The organism is Caballeronia sp. SEWSISQ10-4 2 (assembly GCF_030464885.1).
Taxonomy (GTDB): domain Bacteria; phylum Pseudomonadota; class Gammaproteobacteria; order Burkholderiales; family Burkholderiaceae; genus Caballeronia.
The window spans coordinates 98,365-124,414 of the sequence record NZ_JALPRJ010000014.1; the positions used below are offsets into that span (position 1 = coordinate 98,365).

26 protein-coding genes and 4 pseudogenes are annotated in these 26,050 nt (G+C 58.2%); 22 read left to right on the forward strand and 8 right to left on the reverse strand.

Annotated elements, in window-relative coordinates:
- Positions 1 to 158: 158 nt before the first annotated feature.
- A complete protein-coding gene (locus M0D69_RS12130; protein ID WP_301782254.1) occupies positions 159 to 509 on the forward strand; it encodes a hypothetical protein in 351 nt (116 codons plus the stop codon).
- Between the two features lie 47 nt (positions 510 to 556).
- Here M0D69_RS12130 and M0D69_RS12135 read toward each other — a convergent pair.
- Positions 557 to 771 (reverse strand): annotated as a pseudogene (locus tag M0D69_RS12135) (transposase); the annotation flags it as partial.
- A 551-nt stretch (positions 772 to 1,322) separates the two neighbouring features.
- A pseudogene (locus M0D69_RS12140) lies at positions 1,323 to 1,445 on the reverse strand (flavin reductase family protein); the annotation flags it as partial.
- A gap of 441 nt (positions 1,446 to 1,886) precedes the next feature.
- On the opposite strand from M0D69_RS12140, the gene M0D69_RS12145 reads away from it, so the two are divergent.
- The 4 genes from M0D69_RS12145 (at position 1,887) to M0D69_RS12160 (ending at position 6,649) form a co-directional block, all read left to right on the forward strand.
- Complete coding sequence (locus M0D69_RS12145) at positions 1,887 to 2,819, forward strand: G1 family glutamic endopeptidase (RefSeq protein ID WP_301782255.1); 933 nt, start codon at positions 1,887 to 1,889, stop codon at positions 2,817 to 2,819.
- Between the two features lie 536 nt (positions 2,820 to 3,355).
- Positions 3,356 to 5,536 (forward strand): hypothetical protein, encoded by a 2,181-nt coding sequence (locus M0D69_RS12150; protein WP_301782256.1) that lies wholly within the window; start codon positions 3,356 to 3,358, stop codon positions 5,534 to 5,536.
- Between the two features lie 15 nt (positions 5,537 to 5,551).
- Positions 5,552 to 5,860 carry a hypothetical protein gene (locus tag M0D69_RS12155; RefSeq protein WP_301782257.1) on the forward strand — a complete coding sequence of 103 codons (309 nt, stop codon included), beginning with the start codon at positions 5,552 to 5,554 and terminating at the stop codon, positions 5,858 to 5,860.
- Between the two features lie 87 nt (positions 5,861 to 5,947).
- Positions 5,948 to 6,649: an IS6 family transposase gene (locus tag M0D69_RS12160; RefSeq protein ID WP_301782258.1), complete on the forward strand. Its 702-nt coding sequence runs from the start codon at positions 5,948 to 5,950 to the stop codon at positions 6,647 to 6,649.
- 104 nt (positions 6,650 to 6,753) lie between these two features.
- Here the strand turns inward: M0D69_RS12160 and M0D69_RS12165 are convergent, their stop codons facing one another.
- The 3 genes from M0D69_RS12165 to M0D69_RS12175 all read right to left on the reverse strand — a co-directional run bounded on the left by M0D69_RS12165 (position 6,754) and on the right by M0D69_RS12175 (position 9,781).
- Positions 6,754 to 7,737: a quinone oxidoreductase gene (locus M0D69_RS12165; protein WP_301782259.1), complete on the reverse strand. Its 984-nt coding sequence runs from the start codon at positions 7,735 to 7,737 to the stop codon at positions 6,754 to 6,756.
- A 125-nt stretch (positions 7,738 to 7,862) separates the two neighbouring features.
- Positions 7,863 to 8,978 (reverse strand): Gfo/Idh/MocA family protein, encoded by a 1,116-nt coding sequence (locus M0D69_RS12170; protein WP_301782260.1) that lies wholly within the window; start codon positions 8,976 to 8,978, stop codon positions 7,863 to 7,865.
- Positions 8,975 to 9,781, reverse strand: a complete 807-nt coding sequence (locus M0D69_RS12175; RefSeq protein WP_301782261.1) for a glutathione S-transferase family protein — start codon at positions 9,779 to 9,781, stop codon at positions 8,975 to 8,977. The genes M0D69_RS12170 and M0D69_RS12175 overlap by 4 nt, the downstream gene beginning before the upstream one ends.
- Before the next feature lie 512 nt (positions 9,782 to 10,293).
- Between M0D69_RS12175 and M0D69_RS12180 the strand changes: the two genes are divergently transcribed.
- A complete protein-coding gene (locus M0D69_RS12180; RefSeq protein WP_301782262.1) occupies positions 10,294 to 10,707 on the forward strand; it encodes a plasmid pRiA4b ORF-3 family protein in 414 nt (137 codons plus the stop codon).
- Between the two features lie 614 nt (positions 10,708 to 11,321).
- Here M0D69_RS12180 and M0D69_RS12185 read toward each other — a convergent pair.
- Entirely contained in the window at positions 11,322 to 12,176 is an 855-nt protein-coding gene (locus tag M0D69_RS12185; RefSeq protein WP_301782263.1) for an AraC family transcriptional regulator, read from the reverse strand.
- Positions 12,177 to 12,318: 142 nt separating this feature from the next.
- On the reverse strand, positions 12,319 to 12,936 hold the full coding sequence (locus M0D69_RS12190) for a nitroreductase family protein (RefSeq protein ID WP_301782264.1): 618 nt from the start codon (positions 12,934 to 12,936) through the stop codon (positions 12,319 to 12,321).
- A gap of 498 nt (positions 12,937 to 13,434) precedes the next feature.
- On the opposite strand from M0D69_RS12190, the gene M0D69_RS12195 reads away from it, so the two are divergent.
- Positions 13,435 to 14,112, forward strand: a complete 678-nt coding sequence (locus M0D69_RS12195) for a TetR/AcrR family transcriptional regulator (protein WP_301782265.1) — start codon at positions 13,435 to 13,437, stop codon at positions 14,110 to 14,112.
- A gap of 7 nt (positions 14,113 to 14,119) precedes the next feature.
- Here the strand turns inward: M0D69_RS12195 and M0D69_RS12200 are convergent.
- Positions 14,120 to 14,579: pseudogene (locus M0D69_RS12200) on the reverse strand (DDE-type integrase/transposase/recombinase).
- 198 nt (positions 14,580 to 14,777) lie between these two features.
- Between M0D69_RS12200 and M0D69_RS12205 the strand changes: the two are divergent.
- From M0D69_RS12205 to M0D69_RS12275, 15 genes and pseudogenes are all read left to right on the forward strand, one after another.
- Positions 14,778 to 15,302, forward strand: a complete 525-nt coding sequence (locus tag M0D69_RS12205; RefSeq protein WP_301782266.1) for an IS630 family transposase — start codon at positions 14,778 to 14,780, stop codon at positions 15,300 to 15,302.
- 10 nt (positions 15,303 to 15,312) lie between these two features.
- Positions 15,313 to 15,816, forward strand: coding sequence for an IS630 family transposase (locus M0D69_RS12210; protein WP_301782290.1), 504 nt, complete (start codon positions 15,313 to 15,315; stop codon positions 15,814 to 15,816).
- Positions 15,817 to 16,031: 215 nt separating this feature from the next.
- Positions 16,032 to 16,487, forward strand: a complete 456-nt coding sequence (locus tag M0D69_RS12215; protein WP_301782267.1) for a RidA family protein — start codon at positions 16,032 to 16,034, stop codon at positions 16,485 to 16,487.
- A 12-nt stretch (positions 16,488 to 16,499) separates the two neighbouring features.
- The gene (locus M0D69_RS12220; RefSeq protein ID WP_301782268.1) at positions 16,500 to 17,039 is read left to right on the forward strand and encodes a 3-hydroxyanthranilate 3,4-dioxygenase; all 540 of its coding nucleotides are present in this window, start codon (positions 16,500 to 16,502) and stop codon (positions 17,037 to 17,039) included.
- Between the two features lie 76 nt (positions 17,040 to 17,115).
- Positions 17,116 to 18,078 (forward strand): LysR family transcriptional regulator, encoded by a 963-nt coding sequence (locus M0D69_RS12225; protein ID WP_301782269.1) that lies wholly within the window; start codon positions 17,116 to 17,118, stop codon positions 18,076 to 18,078.
- A gap of 109 nt (positions 18,079 to 18,187) precedes the next feature.
- Positions 18,188 to 19,678, forward strand: coding sequence for a 2-hydroxymuconic semialdehyde dehydrogenase (locus M0D69_RS12230; protein ID WP_301782270.1), 1,491 nt, complete (start codon positions 18,188 to 18,190; stop codon positions 19,676 to 19,678).
- Positions 19,678 to 20,487, forward strand: coding sequence for a 2-keto-4-pentenoate hydratase (locus M0D69_RS12235; protein WP_301782271.1), 810 nt, complete (start codon positions 19,678 to 19,680; stop codon positions 20,485 to 20,487). Before M0D69_RS12230 ends, M0D69_RS12235 begins: the two co-directional genes overlap by 1 nt.
- Positions 20,484 to 21,428, forward strand: coding sequence for an acetaldehyde dehydrogenase (acetylating) (locus tag M0D69_RS12240; protein ID WP_301782291.1), 945 nt, complete (start codon positions 20,484 to 20,486; stop codon positions 21,426 to 21,428). Before M0D69_RS12235 ends, M0D69_RS12240 begins: the two co-directional genes overlap by 4 nt.
- A gap of 12 nt (positions 21,429 to 21,440) precedes the next feature.
- Entirely contained in the window at positions 21,441 to 22,484 is a 1,044-nt protein-coding gene (gene dmpG, locus M0D69_RS12245; RefSeq protein ID WP_301782272.1) for a 4-hydroxy-2-oxovalerate aldolase, read from the forward strand.
- A gap of 26 nt (positions 22,485 to 22,510) precedes the next feature.
- The gene (locus tag M0D69_RS12250; RefSeq protein ID WP_301782273.1) at positions 22,511 to 23,254 is read left to right on the forward strand and encodes a 2-keto-4-pentenoate hydratase; all 744 of its coding nucleotides are present in this window, start codon (positions 22,511 to 22,513) and stop codon (positions 23,252 to 23,254) included.
- Between the two features lie 34 nt (positions 23,255 to 23,288).
- Positions 23,289 to 24,311 carry an amidohydrolase family protein gene (locus M0D69_RS12255; RefSeq protein ID WP_301782274.1) on the forward strand — a complete coding sequence of 341 codons (1,023 nt, stop codon included), beginning with the start codon at positions 23,289 to 23,291 and terminating at the stop codon, positions 24,309 to 24,311.
- Between the two features lie 25 nt (positions 24,312 to 24,336).
- Positions 24,337 to 24,831, forward strand: a complete 495-nt coding sequence (locus M0D69_RS12260) for a DUF4863 family protein (protein ID WP_301782275.1) — start codon at positions 24,337 to 24,339, stop codon at positions 24,829 to 24,831.
- 35 nt (positions 24,832 to 24,866) lie between these two features.
- Positions 24,867 to 25,442: an NADPH-dependent FMN reductase gene (locus M0D69_RS12265; RefSeq protein WP_301782276.1), complete on the forward strand. Its 576-nt coding sequence runs from the start codon at positions 24,867 to 24,869 to the stop codon at positions 25,440 to 25,442.
- A 57-nt stretch (positions 25,443 to 25,499) separates the two neighbouring features.
- Positions 25,500 to 25,685: a hypothetical protein gene (locus M0D69_RS12270; protein ID WP_301782277.1), complete on the forward strand. Its 186-nt coding sequence runs from the start codon at positions 25,500 to 25,502 to the stop codon at positions 25,683 to 25,685.
- Between the two features lie 33 nt (positions 25,686 to 25,718).
- A pseudogene (locus M0D69_RS12275) lies at positions 25,719 to 25,901 on the forward strand (RidA family protein); the annotation flags it as partial.
- Positions 25,902 to 26,050 lie beyond the last annotated feature (149 nt).

Sequence of the window (26,050 nt, forward strand, 5' to 3'; positions counted from 1 at the left end):
GTAACAGTCGTCTTCCGTGCGAACCTCGGCGGTGCGAACCAGCGGTTTCCCCACGGGCCTCGCCGCGGGTTTTTTGCGTTGCAGCCTGCCACTGCCACAAATATTGATCGGGTACAGTGTACGGGAAGCGTTTCTATCTACCGCCAACAAGAATTCGAATGGTCCGCACCACCTGCCGCAGCCTACTTGCCATCAGCCTCGCATTGCTTGCCGTCACAACCGACGTACACGCCCGTCAATCCAATCTCGCTGATCTCGCCCAGGCGCGGCGACTGGTCGGCCAGAGCCGCCAGCTAGTCAGAGACGCGCACTGCCGAGATCCGCATGGATTCGGTGGTCACGAAGTAAAGGCCGCGGAACTGCTCAGGCGTGCCGCGCTCCAGCTCAATGAAGCGCGCGACTTCAGGATCTACAACGTTCACAGACCATCGCGTCCGGCCCATCGAGCGAAGCGATGGTCTGGCCGCCATCTCGCCTCCAAAGCCGTGCAGCAACGTATGTCGGGATGATTATTCGGTAAGCGCCCGAGCGAGGCCGTCCTTGACGCGAATCGCGATTAGGATGCGTATGAGGGCAACTGATCAGCGACGGCCCAAGGCAGCAGTTCGCTTACCTGATTGACCGGACTGGATCAAGGTCATTGAGTTTGGCGGTCGCGACCACCGTGTAGATCGCGGCGCCTCGCTCACCACCGCTGTCAGAGCCGAAGTGAAGGAAGTTTTTACGGCCGAGCGCTACCGCTCGTAACGCGCGTTCGGCGGCGTTCTCGTTCGAGGGCACCAGATTACAGATTCACAAGAATGGAAGCGGTTGAACGAAGCGCGGCCATATTGTGCGGTACATGGCGGGTAGTTCACTGAGTGGTCTACCTTGATAAGCATGAAGTGCTGATTAGTTCTCCAAACAGACGATCGGGACCCCTCAACGGACATACAGGCGCATCCGTACTCTCGAGTCTCGAGTGCGCTCATTCGGCCATCGCCATCGCGTTGGAGGACGCAAAAAAAACCATCGGGGGAAGACCGGCCGATTCCCCGAGCGGCTCTGGATAACGTGGGCTCAACGCCTGACCGTAACGATCTGGTGGATCATATTTCGTTCGATTCGATGGGAGACCGTCTTTGTAGCTCATATCGGAATGACACGCAAGAACGAGAACTTCGCCTTGCGGGAGGCCATCGTTCGTAACCCTCAGAATAGTTGCTTCGATCTTCCCGTTGGGACGGCTCAGAACCAGCGCCTTGAAATGATCAGTAAACGAAAATGGTTGATGCTCGGAATTCCAGAATCTTTCTTAGAAAATGGAGTGCGACACGGGCAACTTAAGGATGAGGCCGGTACTTGTCGAAACGGTTCTCCGGAAGGATCGTTGCGTACGATGATGGTCCTCCCGCGCAGAGGATGACGCCTACGCCGAAGGTATCAAAAACGCCATCCTTCGACAAACTAAAACCACGCCGGACGCGGGTGGCCGCGTTAGAAAAACTACCGTTACCACGCCTGTACGGGTGGCGTGCATCATGGGCGAGCGGCCTTCGTATATCCGTTGAATGTTATCGAGTCGTCACCTATATTGACCTTGTCGTCTCTCGCTCAGCTCCAAAAAGAATGACTGTAACGTAAGCTAATCGCCCGATTACTGTCACATTGCTGTCAAGTTGACTTGCAATACCGTGCCCACCGAATGCGCCACGCCTCCCGATAGCGGCCGCCGGGCTATGCATAAGCATTAACTACGCAAACGTTCGTTGCTAAAGAGTGGGCGCTCTAGAAAATCGTCTGGTCGTCGGGGACGGCCCTTGGCCGGCGAGCCGCGTCTCGAGGCGCAATCTGCTACCGGTTCGGATAACGCTCGATCTCTAGACCCGAATTGGAGGAACATATTCATGGCACACCCCACATCCCCCGATTTACTGAGCCGATTGCAGACCTTTGAGTCGCCGCCAGCCGAATTTGACCCGCAAATTGCGGATGCCAAGCAACTTCGGCGGCATGGGTTCCCACGCCGACCGGACCCGGAGAAAGAGCCGCAGTTGATGCGGCTCTGGCGGCGGGCCTTTACCCGCGCGCCACGGCTCCACATGGTCAAGGCGGAACTTGCGATAGACCCGATCATGAGCCGACGCGATCCTCAACGCAACCTGAAGTCGGACTTCAACCCGTCCGGCTGGGGTGGCGTCATCGTGCCGACGGCGTCGCTCGGCTTTTCCCCGTACGAGCCGGCTAATACTGTGTTCGCAGAATGGGTCGTGCCGGAGATCTTTCCCGTTGCCGGCGACCCTTCGACGCCTTTGACCGTTGGCTTCTGGGTCGGTCTAGACGGCTCTGACCCCACGTCGTACGAGCTATTGCAGGCGGGCACGGCAGCCACCATCACCGGCAACAGCGTGAGCTACTGGGCTTGGACGGAGTGGTACACAAGCCAGTACGGTGACCCGGCAGTGCAAGTCACCAATTTCGCGATTCAGCCGGGCGATATGGTGTCCTTCCTAGTTTGTTCGCCGCAACCGGACCAGGGCTTTGTCTCAATGATGAACTACAGGACCCAGCAAGCCACCAGTGTCGGCATTCCTGCGCGGCCAGGCGTCACCTCAGTCGGCGGCCGAGCGGAGTGGATCGTGGAGGGGATCTCAGCCGATCTTCCAGACTTCTCCCCAGCGGTGTTCACAAACATTAGCGCCGGCACACAGCACCATAGCTTCAGTTTGTCGCCTGGCGGCTCAATTACCAATATCGCGGGCAGCGGCGGCAGCTCGCTGACGCAGGCGTATATCGCCTCGCCGACTACCGCGTTGGTGCTCTGGGAAGGTAGCGCTTAGAGACTGCGGGAAGGAACCTGCGATATTGGTGTCTCACTCGGCGTTGTCACTTTATTGTCGGAGAGACGAACTGAACGCCGATGCAAGAGCCGCTCACAAACCAGCAGGTGGGGTTGGTCGCAGTAAGGCGTTCAGTCGCCAGGTTCGTACAGCCGCTATCGGCCGGCTGGAGCCGCAGCGGGTGATTGGTTGTACGCCGGCATCAAATTCGGAACCGGCCATTCGCGCAACGAGTCGGAGCCGGGCCAATTGATTGGCTCCTGAACGGTCCCGTTTATGCTGCCTATGCGTGACCCTATGCCAGATGACCGCGCGCAAAGCGCAATCCGGTTGTGTAATGCTGCTTCATGATGTCAGAGAGAGGGCTCCGATCATGGACTTACGCTCAGGTTCCCTGGATTTCTCACAACCACTCAGTGGGAGTGGTCCCCGCACCGCGTCCGCTACCGTTGTTTTTCCTCATACAGTGAAGTCCGCCATTGCGGGACTTTCGGGTTACGCGGCCGAATAGCGGCGGAAACGATCACCACATAGGCTTGCTCGAAATCAAGCTGGACACTTCGATCAACGACAACACCGTAACTGTTGACGGGAGATTCGGCTTACGCGATTGGTCCGGCAACTGGGACGACGAATACGACGGCAGCATCGATTTCGTCGTCGTTGCCGATCTTGCGTCAATCGGCGAGCCGCCTCCGCGCGGCGATCTAAGCATCACGGGAATGGAATTGAACCAGGTAGTTCAGTTCTTCGGTACGGCAGGCTTTCTCGACCCTGCCAACGTCCGGCCAGACAATTCCATATTCCTAGTCGCACGAAAGACCACGGGAGTACGGGTCTACGTGGACTGGGATTCGTCGGCCGGCCTTGCGCCAATTACGAATCTCACGGGTCAGCTGACCGTCAAGACAAGTGGCGGCACGGTCGTGCTCAATCCCATCAATCCCGGCCAGGCCATTACGCCGAAGCGTTCCACGCAGATCAATCAGGCCCTGTCCAACGACACGCTGAACTTTTCGATTCCCGCAGCCCAGTCCGTCGGCACGGTCACGGTCAGCTGCCAGGTGTGGGACCAGGCTGCGCCGGCTTCGAAGAGCGCCGAATTCACGCGCACTCTCGTGTTCGTGGCAGTCGATCCGCTCAACATCTTCCTGGTGGGCGTGAACCTTACCAACCTTCCGGCCACTGCCCCGACGCAGGCGCAGATTTCGACCGCGCTCTCGTCCTTCATGTTTAAGGTATATCCGCGCGGCGATATCATTCAAACGGGTTTTACCACTATCAACTTCAATGAGACCGTCACAGGCCCATCCAGCAGCGGATGCACCAGCGGATTCAACGACCTATTGGAGAACCTGGAAGACCTGGGCGGCGGCTCGGGCAACATGGTCTTCGGCGGCTTGCCAACACCGCCCGGAGGCATTCCGGCTGGCGTCGTCGGCTGCAACGAGTCTCTCGGCGATGGGGTGGGCACCGCCTTCATCGCCCTGACGTCCGCCTGCGCGCACGAACTGACCCATGCCCTCGGGCGTGACCACAGTGACACCGACTCGAACTATCCGAATTACGACAGCTTCCAGAATTCGAGCATTGGCGTTTTCGGATTCGATCCAACCACCAATACCGTGTTCAATCCGGCCACCGCGCAAGACTTCATGAAAGCGTCTATTCCAGGCACTCCATGGGTCAGTCCGTACACCTATCAGGCGCTCCTCGCCGGCCCGCAAGGCGCCCCTGGTCCGGGCGGACCGCAGATGAGTCGACACGTGAGAACAAACATGTTGTTCTTACGATTGAGTGTAGATCGCAAGCGCAAAGTGACCAGGCAGCCGTCGTTCTACTATGAGGCGCCGCTTCAATATCGAGGAGGATGCCGGTCGGACTTTACGGTCGAATTCCAGGATGCGGATCGCAACGTCCTAGATTGCGCTCCGCTGCACTGCCGATGCACCGATCACGGTTGCCGCTGCTGGCCCAAGGCGCTGCACGACGGGATTCCCTATCCGGATGGCACCAAGTGGCTTCTCGTCTGGGAGGACGACAAGCAGCTCTACGAAGAGGAGATCCCCGACCCCCCCATGGTCAAGATAACCGGCACGGAGCCGCACAAGGAGGGAGTGATACTGAAGTGGAGTTCCGACGCCAAGCCGCCGTGGTATCTCATCCATTGGTTCGATCGGAAATACGGCGTCTACCGCGGCGTTGCGCCTCGACTTCAAGACACCTCGCTCCTCATACCGCGAACCCTGTTCACCCACGATCCTCGACTCGAGGTATGCGTTCTGGCCACGTCCGGCATCGCCACTGGACGCGCTTGCATGGAGGTGAGCCTCGACGACTATCGGCCTCAGGTTCCCGGAATTGGGATTGTCGGGGTCGATCCAAACGAACCGTATCCCAAACCGATATCATGCGTCATTAGTGCCACTGCGACCGACACAGCGGGACGGCAGCTGGACGGAAACCACCTTACCTGGTACCGCGACGGAGCCGCAATCGCGCGGGGAAACCAACTCGATCTGCGCACACTCAACAACGGAAGGCACGTTGTGCGTGCCGTCCTGCGCGGAATTGGCGATCGACTGGTAGCACGCTCCTGGGTCGTCGATAGGACGCCGGCGGGATGCGTGCTCATCAGCACGGTGTGCGATCCACCGACAAAGGGCACGCCGGAAGACCATCCGCATCCGCATCCGGAACCGCCACCCTGCGATTAATGAGGAGGAAGAGTTATGCAAATCGTAAACAGTTCGCAGGCATTCCCGAATATCTCGGGCTTCGGACCCCAGGTAAGTACTGCCAACATTTCGATGCCGGCTAGCGTGACTCAAGCGACGGCCATACTTACCGGCTTCCTGGCGGAATTCGGCAACAACAACGACCACCACCTGGGCCAGATCGACGTACAGGTTAACGTTCCGCCAGGGGGAGTGAACGGCACTTCGGTCACGGTGAACGTTTCCCTCGGCCTGCGCGACTGGTCGGGCAATTGGGATGATAACTACAACGGAACGGTATTCTTCTCCGTAATTGGAGAGTGACCGAGCTGGCATTAGACCTATCCGGGTTTTGTCGCAATAAGGCGTTCTGGTAACCTGGCTCAATCGAAATGGTTGCGTGGGTGAAGAATGAAGACGCTGGATCCGGGTGTGGCACGCGTGCTTAAACGGCTACATTATCCGCTGGAAGCGATCCTGACCTGCGTGCGTTGGTACGTCGCCTATCCACTTAGCTTGCGTCATCTCGAGGAAATGATGGCCGAGCGTGGGATTGCGGTCGATCATTCCACGGTGCACCGCTGGGCCATCAAGCCTCTGCCCGTGCTTGAGAAGGCGTTCCGCCGATGCAAGCGAGCAGTTGGCAAGAGCCGGCGGATGGACGAAACCTACGTGAAGATCCGGGGCGAATGGAGGTACCTCTACCGGGCCGTGGACAAGGAAGGCAACACGGTCGACTTTCTTCTGCGAGCTAGGCGGAACAAGGCTGCTACCCAGCGTTATTTCGAGAAATCGATCCAGCAAAACGGCGTACCTGAGACGGTGACGATCGACAAAAGCGGAACCAATTTGGCCGCGCTGCACGCGGTGAACGCCGAGCTCGACATACCCATCAAGATTCGGCAGTTCAAGTATCTGAACAACGTGGTTGACCAGGACCACCGGGCCATCAAACGCATCATCCGACCGATGTTCGGGTTCAAGGACTTCCGCTGCGCGCGTGTCATTCTGAGTGGCATCGAGATCATGCATATGATCGCCAAAGGGCAGATGAAACACGCTGGCAAAATCAAGCCATCTGCAGCCTCCCAGTTCTACTCGTTGGTGACGTAAGCTATCCTCATGATATCGCCTTTGTACAACTCAACCGCCTTACCGCGACAGAACCTGTCATGCTTGGGTCCAGCAGCGGCGCGAGCAGCGGTGGGCGGTCCAATCTAGACGCGCAGTACTGCCGAGCCGACTGTGCGACGCGACTCGAGGTCATGGTGTGCTGTGATTACTTCTTCGAAGGAATAGACACGAGTCGCGGTAACGTCGAGAACTCCAGTCTGTATTGCGTTGAACAAATCCCTGGCTGCGGCCAACAATTCAGTGCGCGCGCCAATGAAGGAGGGCAGACTGGGCCAGGTAACCATCAGGGACCGGGGCGCGAGCTCCAACAAGTTAATAGGGCGCGACTCTCCGGACGCAATGCCGAATTGCGCGAGCGTTCCTCGGTTCTTCAATGTGGCCAAGGAACCTTCAAGCGTATCCTTGCCGACCGAGTCGAAGACTGCCTTCACGCCTTCGCCATTCGTAAGCGCTAAGGTACGGACCACGAAATCCTCAGTGCGGTAGTTGATGATCTCATCGAAGCCGGCCGCCCTCGCTGCTTCTGCCTTCTTTGAGTCCGACACGGTCCCGATGAGACGCACTCCAATCGACTTCGCCCACTGCGCGAACATCAGGCCCACACCGCCTGCGGCGGCGTGATAGAGCACCGTGTCGCCTGGCGTCAGCGCGACGATCTCCTTTACGAGGTAGCGCGATGTCAATCCTTTGAGGAAACTCGACGCGGCTTGCTCGTCGGATATGCCGTCCGGGATAACAACCACGTGGTCTGCATCGCAGATTCGTACGCTCGCGTAAGCGCCGTAAGAAGGGTGCCCGTAGACCACACGGTCACCGACTTTAACTGAGGTGACATTGGGACCAACAGCCTCGATCACGCCGGCGCCCTCATTGCCGATGATAGCGGGGAATTCTGGAACTGGCATCGAGCCGCGGCGGTAGTAGACGTCAACGAAATTTAGACCGATGACTTTATTGCGGATTCGAACTTCATTGCCGACGGGATCGGCTACGGAAATGTCTTCGAATTGCAGCACTTCGGGGGCGCCATATTGATGGATACGAGCAGCTGTCGCTTGAATGGGCATGAGGGGCTTCTCTTCTGAATGGTCGTGCGCCTCCGCCAACTGGCGTGACGAACTCGCGGCGCGCTCATGGAGCGTGACCGCCGCTTTTGGATTGATGGGGTTTCGACAGTGGCCAGTAAGCCCTATCAGATGGGCGCGGCTACTCGACGGCCTGTTTTGGACGACTCAACAGCAAGTTCCAGTAGTTGTTGCATCCAGAGTGCATCGTCGAACGATGGCAACGTACGCGTATCGTTTTCGACGTCGGCCGCGTGAAGGGCGTAGAGATCGCCAAGCTCTAGGACGCCAGTCGGCAGGCCTGTCGAATCGGGGACGACTTTGTAAGGCGCAGGGATAGGAAGGGCGCTCAGTGGAACGTTTTCACCTGAGGCGCCCAAGATCTGATAGTGCTCATCGGGCCCCCCGAAGGCAGACGTATTGGTCAGCTCCAGGTCGCCCTTATCACCAGTGATGTCGAGCCGCACTCCTGAGCCATTATGCTTGCCGCCTTCGATGTGTACGCTGAACACGGCACCGCCTTGCAAGGTTCCACTTATCAACAGTTGATCGGGTACGTCCGTTCTCAGTTGTTCACCGGTTTCCGCAATGATTACTTCAGGAAACTGATTCAGCATCAGTGCGGAGAATTCTTTTGGCCGGCCGACGACTGAGAAGAGTGGGTCCATCAGGTGGGCGCCGAAGATCGAGGTGACGCCCATGAAGTTTTCCGGAAACACACTCCAACGCAGCCCGCTAGCGCGGCGCTGGCCGAACGAGTTGACGCTGACATGCAAGCGTACGGAACGAAGCTTCCCGACGTACCCGGCGGCAACTAAATCGCGCAGGTAGCGAAAGGCCGGGGCGAAACGACGTTGCACACCGAGGATGGTTCGCACGCCCGCTACGTGTGCAAGAGCGACCAGTTCTGCGGAGGTTTTGACATCGGGAGTTAGCGGCCATTCGCAATAAACGTCCTTGCCCGCGGCGATAGCGCCTCGGATCCCTTCCTCGTGCTGCGGACCGGTGGTCAGGACCAGCACCAGATCGACCTCGGGATGATGGACGAGGCCATCAAGTGTCTTGACTACGTGTTTGATGCCGTGCTTCTGCGCTGCTTCCTGCGCCGCGTCAGCGCGCTGACTGTAGATGGCGCTCAGCTCGTACTGTGGAAACAGGGCTAGGACCGGAAAGTGCCCGTTGTTAGCCCAATTCCCTACACCAATCAGGCCGAGGCGGATCTTTTTCGTGTTGTTGGCGCTCACGTTGCTGACTCCACTTCAAGAGCTTTGGCAGCCGATTCCAATTCTGGGAAGAACTCGCGCAGCAGGTTTTCGATATATGCACGAAGCTTCGGGAGGCTTCGGAAGTAGTCAGTGATTTCCGGATGCATGTCGCGAATCTGGAACATGATGACAGTCATTCCGAATACGGCGGCATCGAACGACGTCGGTTTATCGGTGCCGAGGAGATAGCGATTGTCGCCAAGAACCTCCGCCACTGCCGCGAGATCCTTCTTTGCCTTTTCAATCACCTCATCTGGCAGATAACGACCGATGCCTTGTTTGTACATTCGGTCTGCGAAATCATCGACCAGAGGCTGGAACGCGGGCAAAAAGCCACCAAAACCGGCCTTGAAGAATGCCTCGCGGCCGGCATCGTCGTAGAACTCGTAATACAACACCACCCAGTACAAGTGATCTTCAAGAGCGCGTTGGACCAGATGGCCGATGGCGCGCTGCGACGCGCTCAGCGCGGCATCCGGATCGGGGGTAATCGTTCTCAGAAACCCGATTATCAGATCCGAGTCGACGATCTTTACGCCGTCCACAGAAATGAACGGGACCTTGCGGCGAGGTGCATTGTCCACGCCCATTTCGTAGACGCTTTCATAGGGGATCTTCTGGAATCGAAGATAGGCGGCGAGCTTGGCCGAGAAGGGCGATAACGTCGGTACCAACCGCGCGGCCACCGGGTCTGCAACTCCAAAGTAGTGCAGCTTCAGTCTAGACAGTGCGTCGCGGTCGACAGCATCGTAAGGATTCGAATAAACAGGAACTTTGTTCATTTTCTAGCTTCCTCGTGATTGTTAATTGGTAGCTGACCTGCTCATTTGCGGCCAACTGTGGGAGAACTGGCTTTTCCTCGCTGTATTTGCTAGCGATCACTAGCATAATAGGCTGACGCAAAATTAATCGCAAGAAAAACCTAGTGAATGCTAGTAAAAATATTCTGTGTTGCCAGCGCGCGGCGCGCTATGCTCGTTTGACCATGGCGCACGCTCAAGACCGGGTTCGAGTTTGTCTAAGAGCGTGACCGGGATGCGCAGGTACCGGGACTGACAAGTGCAATTGGATAAGCTCCCCAGCGGTCTATGCCGCCTTTCGCTCGAGAGAGGGATTTTTCCGCGAGGTTCGAGACGTAGTCTGCGGGTGGGGTCGGCGCCGACCCGACTGCGAACTTCGACGTCCCAACCGCTTGCGCTGAAGTCGAGAGCGAGTTGCACGGAGACCGCGCCAAAGCGGGGGCTGAAGTCTGACCTGTGAATATGGCCGCAGGGAGCAGCTATAGTGTAGGTCGATGTTCGGCGATGCTTTCCAAACCTCTTCTGCGCTCCAGTTGCGAATCAGTCTGCGCGGCGTCAGCCCTCTGGTCTGGCGGCGCATCCTGATTCCGGAGCAGATCACGATTGCGCAACTGCATCATGTGATGCAGTTTGCCATGGGCTGGAACGACGAACACCTGCACCAGTTCATTATTCGCGGCTGGCGTTACGGCAGGCAACGCGATGGTGCACTGCAGTTCTTTGACGGTCCAGACACCTTGTCGCTGGCGGCCTTTGGTTTGTACGAGCATGAGCGGTTTGGCTACGTGTACGACTTCACCGCGTGGTGGTTACACGACGTGCGCGTCGAGAAGCAAACGCACAGCCAGCGGTCGAAAACGCTACCGCGCTGTATCGCTGGCGCCGGACGGTGCTGTCAATCGAACTAAACATGGAACCCCTTCACGCGCTTGAAACCCGCTTCAATCAAGGGGCGACCGCGGCCCGGGTTGCATTTTTATGCCAATTCAGATTGACTTAAACTTGCGACTTCTTGAAAAATTGAACTAAAGTCAGGACATTGTCGATGCCCCGACTCTTTGTCATCACAGAGCCTGTTCGCGGACCAGTTCAGTGTCTTCCCAAGCAGACGCTGCATTATTGCCACACGATGATCGGCACCCTGCGGGCCGCAATAGGCCCAATCCGAATGGCCGCATTTCGGCATTAATGGTTTGGATACCGAACAATTTATTAAGCTCGCACACGGGACGCCTGTGTTTCCTCGCGGCGCATCGCGCCGTGGTTATGCGCGTTTGTCACATTCGCGTCTCTTCGCCGATACAGTTCGTTGCGATCCCGCGCATTAGTCGCTCCGACAGCACGATAGCCTGTCAGGCTAGCAGCGCTGAAAGTGTCGGACGGCTTCCTCTATGCAGAAGATTGGGGACCACTTACGGCGCCAACTTCGGTGTCAGGCACACGTTCTGAGTACGATTGGTCAAGAGCCTCCCACAGGCGCCGGCCGGCGCGTGCGGCGGAATCCGATGCCTGGGAAACGACATTACCCGATCTTCAGTGTCGCCTCGTGATATTCATGGATATCTCGCGGAGACGTTCCAAATCGATTCTTGAACATTCGACTAAAGTGCGCCGCGCTTGAAAAACCACTCTGATATGCGACTTCCTGAATCTGTATTCTTCGATTTTCCGTTCGCCCCAATAGGCGCACGGCATGCTCTACCCTCACGATCCATACGTGGCGCATGACCGACGTGCCGTCCATTCTGAAGACGCGATTCAGACGGCCGACCGAAATGTGCAGCGCTTCAGCAATCTTCAACGGATCAAGATCTAGTTCTGCAAACCTTGAACCGATTACCTGCTTCGCCCTCGAAACGATCGCACTGTTGCTTCGACCCCGATTGTAATAATCCGGGTCGCTGAAAAGCAGCTCCATCAAATTCAGCAAGTTATCGCTCGACCGTTGCCTGGTTTGCTCCGATGTCGACCCCGCCTGCCGCGCTACGCATAACGCAAAATCACGGATAGCGGCCACGTCAGGCGTCCCGATGTCTGGGGCCATCAGGCCTGGCAACGTAGCAGCCAGCCTCCGGGATCGGAGGACCCGCTTTGGTATGAGCACAACTGAAACTCGAACGCGCCCTAGGAAATGCTCGGTCAATCGCTTTGCAGGGTCGATCAGCACAAAGCTCCCGGGATCGAAGCGTCGATTGATTCCGTCCTGCTCGATCACCAATGAGCCACTCGTGATCGTTTTCAGGACAAGCGTCTCCTCTATCCAACGGTGGTCGCCGTCATTGACGGAGGACCAGTTCTGTTCGGCAATATCGAGATCCAGAATCGTCAATTCGCCAGCGTTCCAGAGTTCGGCCCGAGACGGTTGGACCGAACGCATATCCGTTTAGCATCCCAGCCCGCAATGGGTTGACAATGCAAGGAGCCATTCGTCCCATCCCGACGCATTGTCAATGCGTAGTATCGTCTGTTCTCCATTCATGAGTCACATCCCAAGGGGAATTGATGCCCTTCCGAGCGTATCAGACCAGGGTCAGGACTTGCGAAAGCGGACGACGTGGCTTCTGCGGCCAGTTGTTTTCTGCCGCGAACCCTACCGCGAGAAGCATGACCGGCACCTCGTCCGCAGCCAGCTCGAACTCGCGCGCAACGGCGTCGGGGTCAAAGCCAATCATTGCTGATGATGAAAGGTTATACGCCTGTGCGGCCGAAATTAGCGCACCGGCACCGAATGTCGCGGTACGGATCGCCTCATCACGCTGCGTTTGAGGTTTCCCGAAGTAGAGACCCTTTGCCGCACCTTCCCACCCTGCAACCATCTTGGCTGGCATCAACCCTGCTTCAACCGATGGCGCAAGGCGCTCGGCCATGACACTATGTTCCGCGAGTTGCCCACAGACAATGAACGTCACGGCAGCGTCGCTCACCTTCGCCTGGTCGTATGCGAGCTTTCGCAATCGAATTTTCTCAGCTTCCGTACGGACGGCGATGAAGCGCCAGTTTTGCAGATTGAAGGCGGTGGGAGCCAATGTTGCCAGAGAAATTAGTTCGCCGATCCGTTCGTCAGTGATGCCACGCGAGGCGTCAAAGATGTTTGTGGAGCTGCGCTGCTTGATTGCTTCAATGATTGCATTGTTCATTTTCAATTACCTCAACGGAAAGTGATGGGTCTAGATTTTGAGTACGACAGAGCCCACCGTGCGGCGGGTTTCGAGATCGTGATGCGCGGCCACCAGTTGGTCGAATGGATAAATTTTGCTTGGATCTACTCCTACGAGATGACTTAGAGAAGGGATCGCGGAAATGCGCAGCATCGACGATTGCTTTGAATCCAAAAATATCTCCAGGCTCGTCCGAGAAGGACCACACAGTGGAATGCATCGAACTACCTTCAGGTTCCGCAATCCCAAATTCCTGAAAACTCATTTCTGACGTTCACCAAAGCTAGTTAAATGAGACGAATTACTGAAAGCTGCCATTTCACTTACCAGTCCTCTGTTATAAAGAATTTCTGCAACCATTTTTATCGTGTGCAGACACTTTCGCAGCGGCAATCCGCTACCTCTATCAAACGCTTTACTATTTAGCTAATGAATGCTAGCATATTAAAAACGGTCAACGAAAGCAAGGAAAACCTAGTGATTGCTAGCGAAAAGTCTGAAGCACCCCTTCGCGGCCGCGGGCGGCCCCGCCTTTTTGACCGGGCCGAAGCACTCTCCCGTGCGTTGCCACTCTTCTGGGAGCAGGGCTACGAAGGCACGTCGATGGCTCAATTAACCGCCGCGTTGGGCATCAATGCGCCGGCGCTCTATTCGGCATTTGGATCAAAAGAAGCGCTGTTCCGTGAGGTTGTCGGGCTCTACTTTAGCGACGGAGTCGGCTTCAACCCAACAATCTACTTCGACGAACCCACAGCCTACGATGTTGTCGAGCGCGTCCTGTACGAAGCTGCGGCAGCCTACACTGCAACGACGCATCCCCGAGGTTGCATGGTCGCGACTGGAATGCTCGGATGTGCGCCGGAGCATCGGTCGATTGCGAGCGAGATTGCAGAGTTTCGACGCGCAACCAAAAAAGCGCTCGAGATCCGGTTTCGCGAGGCCCGTCTCTCTGGTGACTTGTTGGCGGACACCGATGTTGCGTCGCTCGCTGGTTTTTGCATGGCGGTACTCCAAGGCTTATCGGTACAAGCAAGAGATGGCGCGAACTACGAGTCGTTAAAGCACGTGGCGGCGGCAGCATTGCACACAATTCGAGCTGCCTCCACAGGTTCTGTCGCGGTAAGGCGGTTGAGTCGTACAAAGGCGATATCATGAGGATAGCTTACGTCACCAACGAGTAGAACTGGGAGGCTGCAGATGGCTTGATTTTGCCAGTGTGTTTCATCTGCCCTTTGGCGATCATATGCATGATCTCGATGCCACTCAGAATGACACGCGCGCAGCGGAAGTCCTTGAACCCGAGCATCGGTCGGATGATGCGTTTGATGGCCCGATGGTCCTGCTCAACCACGTTTTTAGATACTTGACCTGCCGAATCTTGATGGGTATGTCGAGCTCGGCGTTCACCGCGTGCTGTGCGGCCAAATTGGCTCCGCTTTTGTCGATCGTCACCGTCTCAGGTACGCCGTTTTTCTGGATCGATTTCTCGAAATAACGCTGGGCAGCAGGCTTGTTCCGCCTAGCGGATAGGCGACGTACCAACGCACGCAGGTCAGGATCATTTCCAGCGGATAATGTAGCCGTTTAAGCACGCGTGCCACACCCGGATCCAGCGTCTTCATTCTTCACCCACGCAACCATTTCGATTGAGCCAGATTACCCGAACGCCTTATTGCGACAAAACCATGCGGCTCGGTCCGAAACCCCTATCAAACTTGCCGCCGATATTGGTCGGCCACAGCGAAGGATTGAACTAAACATGGCGACATAAATATTGCAGCATTATATGATTGACTGGTTACTCTTTTGGAGAGGCAACCATGCGCAAGCTCGAAATTGCCGACCCGCAGATCATGCAGGTTGCGATTCAACAGGAGATCGAACGGAGCGAGGAATCGCGGTATGACCATCGTCTCCATGGGGTGCTGCTGGTAAGCAGCGGTTACTCGTGCACCGAAGTGGGCCAGTTGTTCGGTCAGGCGGCCACGACCGTTCAGCGATGGGTCCAACGTTTCGAGCGCGGCGGCTTCGAGGGATTACGGGAAGGTGAGCGGCCCGGACGTCCGCGTACGTTGGATGAATCGCAATGGGCTCTCATTGAGGCTGACCTGCGCAAGACACCACGCGACTTCGGATTTGAAGCGGGCCTGTGGGATGGACCCGTTCTGTCAGAGCACTTGCGTCAGCGCTACGGCATAGAGCTGGGCGTGCGACAGTGCCAGCGGCTGTTTCGCCAGATGGGTTTTCGGCTGCGCAAACCGCGCCCGCAAGTCGCCCAGTCTGATCCCGTACGGGTTGCGACAGTAAAAAAAACTGCGGCGCCTGGCAAAGCGCGACGACGTTGAGTTATGGAGCCTGGACGAATGCCATTTCCAGCAGCATGGATCGCGCTGTCGCATGTGGGTGGCCCCGGAGGTTCGCGATCCGGTGTTGATGCACGCGCCCACGCGCAAGTCGGTGGCGTGCTTTGGCGCCGTCAGCCTGAGCACCGGGCGCTTCGTCTGGCAGGTGTGCCCTGTCTTCAACGCAGAAACGTTTGTGTCCTTTCTGCGCCGGCTACTGCGTCATCGACGTCGTGGCAAGCGCATCGTCGTCGTGCTGGACAACGCCAAGTACCACCATGCCAACATGCTCAAGCCACTGCTGCGCAAATACAGGCGGGACCTGACGTTGCTGTTCCTCCCGCCATACAGCCCGCAACTGGCACCTATTGAACGGGTCTGGAAGCTGACAAGGCGTCTGGCACTGCATAACCGGTACTTCGCCACGCTCGCCGAAGTCCTCTCGGCCGTCGAGGCCTGTTTCCAGCACTGGATCGGACCAAACGAAGTTCTACGAAGATTATGCTGCATTATTTAAGACGCTATGTTTAGCACGAAAGAAACGCGAAACTTGCCTGCGGGAAGCAGGGTTCGGTGCGGCAAGTTTAGGCACGGGAGCAAAGGATGCACTGTGTATTCCGCAATCGAATATCAGCGGAAAGAATTTTGATTATCGACAACGGCCGGTGCAAATTAGACTTCGATAAAAGCTCCAGACAGGAAATCCAATAGCAGTCGCCGATTGGCAAGGAAATGAAAATGGAACAAGTAACGCAAGGTGCCGTGGTTGCGGGAAAAGCGAAACCTCGCGGCCGCTTCCCTCACGTGGTCAGGGCGGGCGATCTCCTGTTCGTGTCCGGGACGAGCTCCCGGTGTCCGGATAATTCGTTTGTGGGAGCGTCGGTCGACAAGATGGGAACAGCTACAGTCGATATTCGCGAGCAAACCCGAGCGGTGATCGAGAACATTCGCGACATCTTGCGCGTGCAGGGCGCCAACCTGGCGAATATCGTCGACATCACCAGCTTTCTTGTCAACATGAACGACTTCGGCGGCTACAACGAAGTGTATGCCGAGTACTTTGACGAAACGGGACCGACGCGCACGACCGTCGCGGTCCATCAGCTTCCGCACCCGTTGCTGGCAATAGAAATCAAGGCGGTTGCATATGTGCCGCAGCGCGCAGCGACTGATGACCACAACTATTAGGCGGAGGAACGTATGCTCAAGCACGGCAAGCCTCTTAATTTCCCACGCTGGATCGACGAACACTCGCATCTGCTAAAGCCGCCCGTTGGCAATCAGCAGGTCTGGCAAGACGCGGATTTTATCGTGACGGTCGTGGGTGGGCCGAACTACCGGACTGATTACCACGACGATCCGCACGAAGAATTCTTTTATCAACTGCGTGGCGACGCGTATTTGAATTTGCTCGTCGATGGCACACGCGAACGCGTGGACCTGAAGGAGGGCGACATCTTCCTGCTGCCGCCGCATCTGCGCCACTCGCCACAACGGCCTGAAGCGGGCGGCGCGTGTCTTGTGGTGGAGCGTCAGCGAGCGCTCGGAGTGCTCGATGGCTTCGAATGGTACTGCGCTAATTGCGACGGCCTTGTGTATCGCGTCGATGTGCAGTTGAAGAGCATCGTCAACGATCTTCCGCCGTTGTTCGCGGCGTTTTATGAGTCGGAAGAAAAGCGCAAGTGCCCGCATTGCGGCGTTGTTCATCCCGGACGTGATGCAATTTCGTCAAAGCGCTGAAGAGCCAACACCGCGCCGGGGCCATTTTTAATGGTGCTACCATAAAAGCCCTCGAACCGGACCCTTCCCCAACGCCATGCGTCAACATCCGCTTAGTCAGATTGGATTGAGCCGAAGTCTAAAGCTTAGCCAATTGCTGATTTTCGATCGTGTGATGGAGACAGGTTCCATCCTCCATGCAGCCAATGACATGGGGCTGTCTCAGCCTGCAGTGACGAAGGTCATACAGGAGCTCGAACAGAGTTTCCAGGGGACGCTCTTCGCGCGGTCAAACCGCGGCGTCATCCCAAGCGAACTAGGGCATGTTGTCAGCCGGCGGGTCAAGTCGTTGCTGGCTGAGTTCCGCCATATGACCGACGAACTCGACCAGTTTCGTTTTGGCGCCGCGGGACATATCGTAGTTGGAACGCTCATCTCCGCGTCGGCCCACTTGTTGCCCATGGCAATCACGCGGCTCAAGGAGCGTTCTCCGAACGTTCTTATCACCGTTCGGGAAGGGCCGACCGCGCAGTTGTTTCCATCGTTGGCTACTGGCGAACTCGATCTGGTCGTGGGCCGTATTCCTGAAGGCGACTTGCCGCTCTCGGATGCTTTCCCTCTGACACACCACGCGCTCTTCGACGATTCTCTCGCTGTCGTGGTGGGCGCGAATCATGATCTGGCCCGTGCGCCGATCAAGTCGTTGAACGACCTCGCGCATGCGCCGTGGATTCTGCCGACGCAGGAGTCACCCGTGCGGCTTGCAATCGAGCGCATGTTTCGTGGGGCCGGGCTGGAAATGCCTACAGACCTGGTCGAATCGATGTCAGTGTTCACTAACCTCGGGCTGCTGCAGGACGCCCCGCGGGTGGCGGTCATGCCACAGGTCGCAGCGTCGCAGTTCGTGCGTTGGGGCCTGCTTCACATTCTCGACATTCGCGAGACGGGCTCCTTCGGCACAATCGGTTTTTCCGTACGATCGAGCAAAACACTCACGCCCGCCTGCGAAGCGTTTGTTGAATGCCTGCGTGACGTGGCGAAGACGTATTGCGCGTCGTAGCCGGTCCGGCTATTCCGCATTCTTATATTTGATAGCTGATCTTTGATTATCCAGCGCCGAACCTCCTGCCTACACTGTCCGTAACTTATACAGACAGCAGGAGATTGAAGTGAGCCCCAACGCCTACGCGCAAGCAGCGCTGCCGAAGCGATTGCAGCACTTTGTGGATGGTCAGTTCATCGATTCAGCCGATAGTTTTCCCAACATCAGCCCGATCGACGGCAGTGAACTTTCACAGGTCGCAGAAGCGAGCAAGGATCAGGTCGATGCCGCGGTCCGCGCGGCAAAGCGCACACAGGATGGCGTCTGGGGCTCATTGAAGGTGTCGGAACGCGCAGACTGGCTTTATCGGATAGCGGATGGAATCCAGGCGCGCTTCGATGACTTCGTCGCTGCGGAAGTCGCGGATACCGGTCGTCCGGTCTCGCAGGCCCGGAGCCTCGACATTACGCGTGGCATCGCGAACTTCCGCACCTTCGCTGACCTGATCCGTACCGCCAACAGCGAATTCTATGAAACCTCCACCGCCGACGGCGGCGAATTCATTAACTACGTTACGCACAAGCCGCTCGGCGTGGTCGGCGTCATTTCCCCATGGAACCTGCCGCTCTTGTTGTTCACATGGAAGGTCGCGCCCGCGCTCGCAATGGGGAACTGCGTCGTCGCGAAGCCTTCGGAAGAAACCCCGACATCGGCGACGCTGCTTGCCGAAGTGATGCGCGACATCGGGCTTCCTCCTGGCGTTTTCAATCTGATCCACGGCCACGGCGGTAACGCTGCCGGCGAGTGGTTGACGCAACATCCGGACATCGATGCCATTACCTTCACCGGCGAATCCAAGACTGGCAGCGCGATCATGAAGGCCGTGGCGGATGGAGTGAAAAACGTGTCCTTCGAGCTCGGCGGAAAGAACGCGGCGGTCGTATTCGCGGACGCGGATTTCGAGGCGGCAGTGGACGGCGTGCTGAGCTCCAGCTTCACGAACGCTGGGCAGGTCTGCCTGTGTTCGGAGCGCGTCTACGTCGAGCGTCCGATCTTTGATCGCTTCGTAGTCGCGCTCAAGGCGAAGACCGAAGCATTGAAAGTAGGTTCTCCCTACGACGAAGGCACGACCACGGGTCCGCTCATTTCGAAGGGCCATCGCGAGAAGGTGCTGAGCTACTTTCGGCTCGCGGTGGAGGAAGGCGCTACCGTGGTGACCGGCGGTGGTGTGCCTTCGTTCGGGAACGTCTGCGACGACGGTGCTTTCGTCCAGCCGACCATCTGGACCGGCTTGCCGGACACGGCGCGTTGTGTCACCGAGGAGATCTTCGGCCCGGTCTGCCATATCGCGCCGTTCGATGCGGAAGATGAAGTGGTAAATCGCGTGAACGACAGCGCATATGGACTGGCCGCCTGCGTGTGGACGTCGAATCTGACGCGCGGCCATCGGGTGGCGCGGCAGATTGAAACCGGCATCGTCTGGATCAATGCGTGGTTCGTACGGGATCTGCGAACGCCCTTCGGAGGATCGAAGCTTTCCGGTTTCGGACGTGAGGGCGGCCGCCATTCCATGGACTTCTACACCGAAGCGACCAACGTCTGCGTGAGGATCGGCTGATGTCGAAGACACTCCAAACCATTGCGGACCTTCTCTGGAACGCGCAGCACGACAAGGTTTTTTCGCCGGTGGCGCCGGTACGCGACGACGTCGCCTCGCTCGACGGAGATATCCTCGACAACGCGTATTGCGTGCAGCAGATCAACACGCTTCGGCACATCAAGGCGGGTGCGCGAGTCGTTGGTAGAAAAATCGGCTTGACGTCGAAGACGGTGCAGAAACAGCTTGGCGTGGACCGGCCTGATTTCGGCACATTGTTCGCCCATATGTCGTATTGCGACGGTCAGGAAATCCCGTTCGCGCTGACGCAACAAGCGAAGGTAGAGGCTGAAATCGCACTGGTGCTGGCGCATGACCTGCTTCACGAGCAGCACACCGTTGCGGACATCCTGAACGCGACCGCCTACGCGCTGCCGGCCATAGAGGTGGTGGGAAGCCGTATCGCGAACTGGGATATCCGGCTCGCCGATACCGTCGCCGACAACGCTTCCAGCGGTCTGTTCGTATTAGGCAGCCGGCCGGTCCGACTGAGCGATCTCGATCTGGTGCATTGCGGCATGCTGATGGAACGCCGGGGCGATCAAGTGAGTGTCGGCGCGGGAGCCGCGTGCCTCGGCAATCCACTGCATGCGGCGATCTGGCTTGCCAACACCATGGTCCGCGTCGATTCCCCGCTTCGCGCCGGCGACGTCTTGCTTACCGGGGCGCTTGGTCCCATGGTAGCGGCCCAGCCCGGCGATGTGTTCACCGCGCGCATCGAAGGGCTTGGCTCGGTGCGCGCCATCTTCTCAACTGAAACGGAATCCTGATCGTGAAAGATAACGCTCGACTTTCAGTCGCGGTGATCGGTTCGGGCAACATTGGCACCGACCTGATGATCAAGCTGATGCGCCACGGGAAAAACCTCCGCATGGGCGTGATGGTGGGTATCGACACCGCATCGGACGGCCTTGCCCGCGCCGCGCATCTCGACGTCGCGACGACCGCTGGCGGTATCGACGGACTTGTCGCCATGCCGGAATTCAAGGACGTGAAAATTGCGTTCGATGCAACCTCGGCGGGCGCGCATCGCCGTCATGCGGAAGTGCTTGGTAAGCATGGCGTGACGGTGATCGACCTGACGCCTGCGGCGATCGGCCCGTTTGTGGTCCCGGTCGTCAACCTGGAGCAGCATCTGCACGCACCGAACATCAACATGGTGACGTGCGGCGGCCAGGCGACGATCCCGGTCGTACGGGCGGTGTCGCGGGTCGCGCCTGTGCATTACGGGGAGATCGTGGCATCGATATCAAGTCGTTCCGCGGGACCCGGAACGCGCGCGAATATCGATGAATTCACCGAAACCACGAGCCGCGCAATTGAAAGCGTGGGCGGTGCGGCCGTCGGCAAGGCAATCATCGTTCTGAACCCGGCCGAGCCGCCGCTCATGATGCGCGACACGATCTACTGCCTGACAGATGAGCATGCGGATCGGGGCGACATAGAAGCCTCTGTGCACGCGATGGTGCAGGACGTGGCGGCCTACGTTCCGGGTTATAGGCTGAAGCAAGCGATCCAGTTCGACCGCGTCGCGATACCGCCTCAATTCGCCGGCCGCTGCCCAGGCGAATTCGGACTCAAGGTAAGCGTCTTTATTGAGGTCGAGGGCGCTGCACATTACTTGCCTTCGTATGCGGGCAACCTGGACATCATGACGTCGGCCGCGGTTCGCGCCGCCGAACAGATTGCGGCCCTGCGGCTCGCGGCTTAACAGGACACCACTATGCCGACCAAAAACCGGAAAAAAATCTACGTATCCGATGTCACCTTGCGCGATGGGATGCATGCCATCCGCCATCAGTACTCGCTGGAACAAGCGGTCGCGATCGCTTCAGCACTCGACGACGCCGGCGTCGACAGCATTGAAGTGGCCCATGGCGATGGTCTCGCCGGATCGAGCTTCAACTATGGGTTTGGCGCACATACGGATCTGGAATGGATCGCGGCGGTAGCAGGCACGGTGAAGCGAGCCAAGGTGGCGACGCTGCTGCTGCCGGGTATCGGCACGGTTCACGACTTGCGTAGCGCGTACGATGCCGGCGCACGAGTCGTTCGGATTGCGACCCATTGCACGGAAGCGGATATCTCGCGGCAGCATATTGAGTATGCGCGCGAGCTCGGCATGGACACGGTCGGGTTCCTGATGATGGCGCATCGTACCGACCCGGCGTCGCTCGCGAAGCAGGCGAAGATGATGGAGAGCTACGGCGCGCAGTGCGTATATGTCGTGGATTCAGGCGGGGCGCTCAATATGCGGCAGGTTGCTGATCGCATTCGCGCGTTCAAGGATGTGCTCGACCCCGCCACCGAGACCGGCATCCATGCGCACCACAACCTTTCGCTCGGCGTGGCGAACTCCATCGTCGCGCTCGAAGAGGGCTGCGACCGAGTGGACGCTTCCTTGACCGGAATGGGCGCGGGCGCGGGCAACGCGCCGCTTGAAGTGTTTATCGCGGCGGTGGACCGCATGGAACTCGATCACGGTTGCGACGTGAAAAAGCTGATCGACGCCGCCGATGACATCGTTCGACCGCTGCAAGAACGGCCGGTTCGTGTTGATCGCGAAACCCTTGCGCTCGGTTACGCGGGCGTTTATTCGAGCTTCCTGCGACATACCGAAACCGCTGCCGCGAAATATGGTTTATCCGCGTTCGACATCATGGTGGAGCTTGGGCGCAGACGCATGGTCGGCGGCCAGGAAGACATGATCGTCGATGTTGCCCTTGATATGGTGAAGCAAGCCGAACTCGACGCGGAGGCCGCGTGATCGACATAGACGAAGCCGCCCGCAAAGTGGACGACGCCGCGCGCCACGTCAGCGCGATCGGGCAAATCAGTTTGCAGGAGCCATTTTCAGTCGACGAGGCGTACAGAATTCAGCGTGCCTCGATATCGCTCCGGCAAGAGCGCGGCGAACGGATCGTCGGCATAAAGCTCGGTTTTACGAGCCGCGCCAAGATGATCCAGATGGGCGTCGACAGTCTGATCTGGGGCTGGTTGACCGACGCGATGCTCGAGGAAGACGGCGCGCCCGTCGACCTTGTCCGCTTCATCCATCCGCGCGTCGAGCCGGAAGTCTGCTTCCTGACGCGCAAGGATATCGACAGGCCGCTGACGGCGCTCGAAGCCTCGTCGTATCTGGAAGCGGTCGCACCAGCGATGGAGATCATCGACTCGCGCTACGAGGCGTTTCGCTTCACGCTGGAAGACGTGATTGCCGACAACTGCTCGTCGTCCGGATTGGTGATCGGCGCGTGGTCGACGCGCTTCGAAGGCCTGCGCAACGCGGGCGTGCTGATGCGTTTCGATGGCCGCGAGGTCCAGCTCGGTTCTACCGGCGCGATCCTCGGCAACCCGCTTCGCTCGGTCGTGCAGGCGTCGCGGCTCGCAAGCCGCGCGGAGATCGTGCTGCCTGCGGGTACGCTGATCATGGCGGGCGCCGCCACCGCCGCTCAGGCGATGCCCCCCGGCCTGCACGTGCAATGCGAAGTTGCCGGCATCGGCCAGGCCGAGTTTACCACCTACCGCAGCGTGTGAGCGCTGATCCTTCCGTCTCCCGGAATCCAAAGCAATGACAGTACGAATCGACATGCACTCCCATTTCTTCCCGCCGGTCACACAGGAAGAGGCTGCGCGGCTGGACGATCAGCATGCTCCTTGGCTGGCGCTGGACGCCGGTGGCGAGACTGGCCTGATCATGACAGGCAACCGCGCGTTCCGTCCCGTTACGCGGCCGCTATGGGACCCGGCGCGGCGCATTGAAGAGATGGATCAGCTCGGTATCGACGTGCAGCTCATGTGTGCGACCCCCGTGATGTTCGGCTACGCCTATCCGGCGGCGACCGTGATTGACTGGTCGAAAAGAATGAATGACCGAGCGCTTGAGCTGTGCTCGACGGCGCCGGATCGTCTCAAGGTGCTCGCCCAGGTGCCCCTGCAGGATATCGAACTCGCGTGCGCTGAAGCGTCGCGCGCCGTTGCAGCGGGCCATCACGGAGTTCAGATCGGCAACCACGTAGGTCCGAAGGATCTCGATGACGACAGCCTGGTGCAATTTCTGATCCATTGCGCCAACGAGAATATTCCGGTCCTCGTGCATCCGTGGGACATGATGACCGATGGCCGCATGAAAAAATGGATGCTACCGTGGCTCGTGGCCATGCCGGCGGAAACGCAGCTCAGCATTGTGTCGTTGATTCTCTCCGGCGCGTTCGAGCGCATTCCCAAGTCGCTACGCTTGTGCTTCGCGCACGGCGGCGGCAGCTTCGCTTTTCTGCTCGGGCGCGTGGACAACGCGTGGCGTGAACGCGATATCGTCAGGGAAGATTGCCCAAATCTGCCATCGTCTTATGTTGACCGCTTCTCGGTGGACAGCGCTGTGTTCGATGAAGGCGCACTGCGCATGCTCGTCGACGTGATTGGCCCTGAACGCGTGATGCTCGGCTCGGATTATCCGTTTCCACTGGGCGAACAACAGATTGGCCGCCTTATTTCTGATCACGTAGGCTTGGGAGAGTATGCGAAGGACCGCATGCTTGGCGAGAACGCTCGCCAGTTTTTCGACTTGCCGGGAATCCAGGCGGTCGCGGCTTAGCCTTATTGCAAACAGGAGAATCGACATGCAGCCACACGCAGAACATAAGGAAGAGGCATTCCGGATCATTCATCGGCTATGCGACGGTATCCGCTCGAAGCCGCTCGATCAGGATCTCGCGGCCTTTCTGAACGACGAATACGGCGCGGGGTCCGAAAGCTACGAGGCACTGGCCCGCTTGTTAAAGGCCGGCGTGGAAGAGGGCTGGGTCGGATATGTCGAGATAGAAGGGGCGGATTATCGTCGTGGACGTATTGCCGAGCCTTCGGCTGCGACAGCCGGCATGAGCGTCGAAACGGGTTTATTGCGCGACGTGAAGGGTCAATACCATTGCCATACCAACGGCGAGATCAACATGGTCATGCCCCTGGAAGAGCACGCGACGTTTTGCGGAAAGGGTGCCGGATGGCAGGTATTCCCGCCGAAAAGCGAGCATTTTCCAACCGTGGTCGGTAGGGCGCTGATTCTGTTTTTCCTTCCCGGCGGAGAGATTGAATACCGATCGCCTCCAGCCGCCTGATGTGGTGTTGTTTCAGCCTTCCTTACTAACCCACCATGACTATAAAAATTCTTGCGGCCAGCGGCAGCGCTCGTCGCGGTTCGTTTAATCAGAAGATCCTCGACCTCGCGGCTCTCGGCGCGACTCAAGCCGGCGCCGAGGTCACGGCGGTTCGGCTCGCGGATTTCGAACTACCGCTCTATGACGCCGATCTCGAGGCCGAACAAGGCGTGCCTGGAAGCGTGCGCGCACTGCAGGCGCTGGTGGCCGAACACGACGCGCTGCTGATCGCGACGCCTGAGTACAACGGCGGCTATAGCGCGTTGCTGAAGAACGCAATCGACTGGATCAGTCGTTCTCGGGAGGATGGTTCATCTCGCGTCGCGCTGTTGTCGGGAAAAGTTGCTGCGCTGGTTTCGGCATCGCCGGGACAGCTTGGTGGCTTGCGGTCACAGACAGGCCTGCGTGTCGTACTCGATAAGCTCGGCGTGCTGGTCATTCCCGAAGCGTTCGCATTGAGCGTTGCGCATGAAGCATTCGACGCCGATGGAAACATGAAAGACGCAAACGCGGAACGGCTGATCGAGGCCGTAGGCGCCGCGCTGTTCAGGACGGCATCGCGGCTCGCCTGACAGATATCGCGGTTCTATCAGCGGCACGTTGTCGCGTCATGGCATTTGGAGATATGTATGGAGTCTCAACGGCTTGAGTTGTGCCGTATCGACCAGTCTCGCGTGCTGCCGGCGCCGCGCTTTCGCTACACGCCCGCCGTACAGGCTGGTCCTTTTGTGTTTGTATCGGGCCTGGTTGGCCTTGATCCGGCGACCGAAAAGCTGGCACATTCCGGCGCGGCCACCGAGACGGCACAGATATAAAACAACCTTTAATCCCTCTGCGATGAACAGGGATGGTCGATCGATCATCTCGTGTGCGCGCGTGTCTTCTGCGCCGGCGACAATGCCGCCGCACAGGTCAACGCGGCTTGGGACGCGTTTTTCTCAAATACTGCGCCGCCTGCCAGAACCTTTGTGGTGGTGAAGGCATTGCCTCTGGGCGCGGCGGTCGAGATCGAATTCCAACTGCTGCTGTAAGGGCGTTTGCCCCGGCGGACCCTGCACGGCTTTGATCGCTGGCGCGAAACATCTCCGTTCCATACGCCTGATTTCCCGAAACCGATTCCCTTCGGTGTGCGCACCGCTTGCCGATCCCGCAGGCAAGCAATGTGTTTGTGGCGTGCAAA

Bases quoted from the DNA above. Each gene is read 5' to 3' on its own strand.
- M0D69_RS12130 (WP_301782254.1), top strand. From the start codon at position 159: ATGGTCCGCACCACCTGCCGCAGCCTACTTGCCATCAGCCTCGCATTG.
- M0D69_RS12145 (WP_301782255.1), top strand. From the start codon at position 1,887: ATGGCACACCCCACATCCCCCGATTTACTGAGCCGATTGCAGACCTTT.
- M0D69_RS12155 (WP_301782257.1), top strand. From the start codon at position 5,552: ATGCAAATCGTAAACAGTTCGCAGGCATTCCCGAATATCTCGGGCTTC.
- M0D69_RS12160 (WP_301782258.1), top strand. From the start codon at position 5,948: ATGAAGACGCTGGATCCGGGTGTGGCACGCGTGCTTAAACGGCTACAT.
- M0D69_RS12165 (WP_301782259.1), bottom strand. From the start codon at position 7,737: ATGCCCATTCAAGCGACAGCTGCTCGTATCCATCAATATGGCGCCCCC.
- M0D69_RS12175 (WP_301782261.1), bottom strand. From the start codon at position 9,781: ATGAACAAAGTTCCTGTTTATTCGAATCCTTACGATGCTGTCGACCGC.
- M0D69_RS12180 (WP_301782262.1), top strand. From the start codon at position 10,294: ATGTTCGGCGATGCTTTCCAAACCTCTTCTGCGCTCCAGTTGCGAATC.
- M0D69_RS12185 (WP_301782263.1), bottom strand. From the start codon at position 12,176: ATGCGTTCGGTCCAACCGTCTCGGGCCGAACTCTGGAACGCTGGCGAA.
- M0D69_RS12190 (WP_301782264.1), bottom strand. From the start codon at position 12,936: ATGAACAATGCAATCATTGAAGCAATCAAGCAGCGCAGCTCCACAAAC.
- M0D69_RS12205 (WP_301782266.1), top strand. From the start codon at position 14,778: ATGCGCAAGCTCGAAATTGCCGACCCGCAGATCATGCAGGTTGCGATT.
- M0D69_RS12215 (WP_301782267.1), top strand. From the start codon at position 16,032: ATGAAAATGGAACAAGTAACGCAAGGTGCCGTGGTTGCGGGAAAAGCG.
- M0D69_RS12220 (WP_301782268.1), top strand. From the start codon at position 16,500: ATGCTCAAGCACGGCAAGCCTCTTAATTTCCCACGCTGGATCGACGAA.
- M0D69_RS12225 (WP_301782269.1), top strand. From the start codon at position 17,116: ATGCGTCAACATCCGCTTAGTCAGATTGGATTGAGCCGAAGTCTAAAG.
- M0D69_RS12235 (WP_301782271.1), top strand. From the start codon at position 19,678: ATGTCGAAGACACTCCAAACCATTGCGGACCTTCTCTGGAACGCGCAG.
- dmpG (WP_301782272.1), top strand. From the start codon at position 21,441: ATGCCGACCAAAAACCGGAAAAAAATCTACGTATCCGATGTCACCTTG.
- M0D69_RS12255 (WP_301782274.1), top strand. From the start codon at position 23,289: ATGACAGTACGAATCGACATGCACTCCCATTTCTTCCCGCCGGTCACA.
- M0D69_RS12260 (WP_301782275.1), top strand. From the start codon at position 24,337: ATGCAGCCACACGCAGAACATAAGGAAGAGGCATTCCGGATCATTCAT.
- M0D69_RS12265 (WP_301782276.1), top strand. From the start codon at position 24,867: ATGACTATAAAAATTCTTGCGGCCAGCGGCAGCGCTCGTCGCGGTTCG.
- M0D69_RS12270 (WP_301782277.1), top strand. From the start codon at position 25,500: ATGGAGTCTCAACGGCTTGAGTTGTGCCGTATCGACCAGTCTCGCGTG.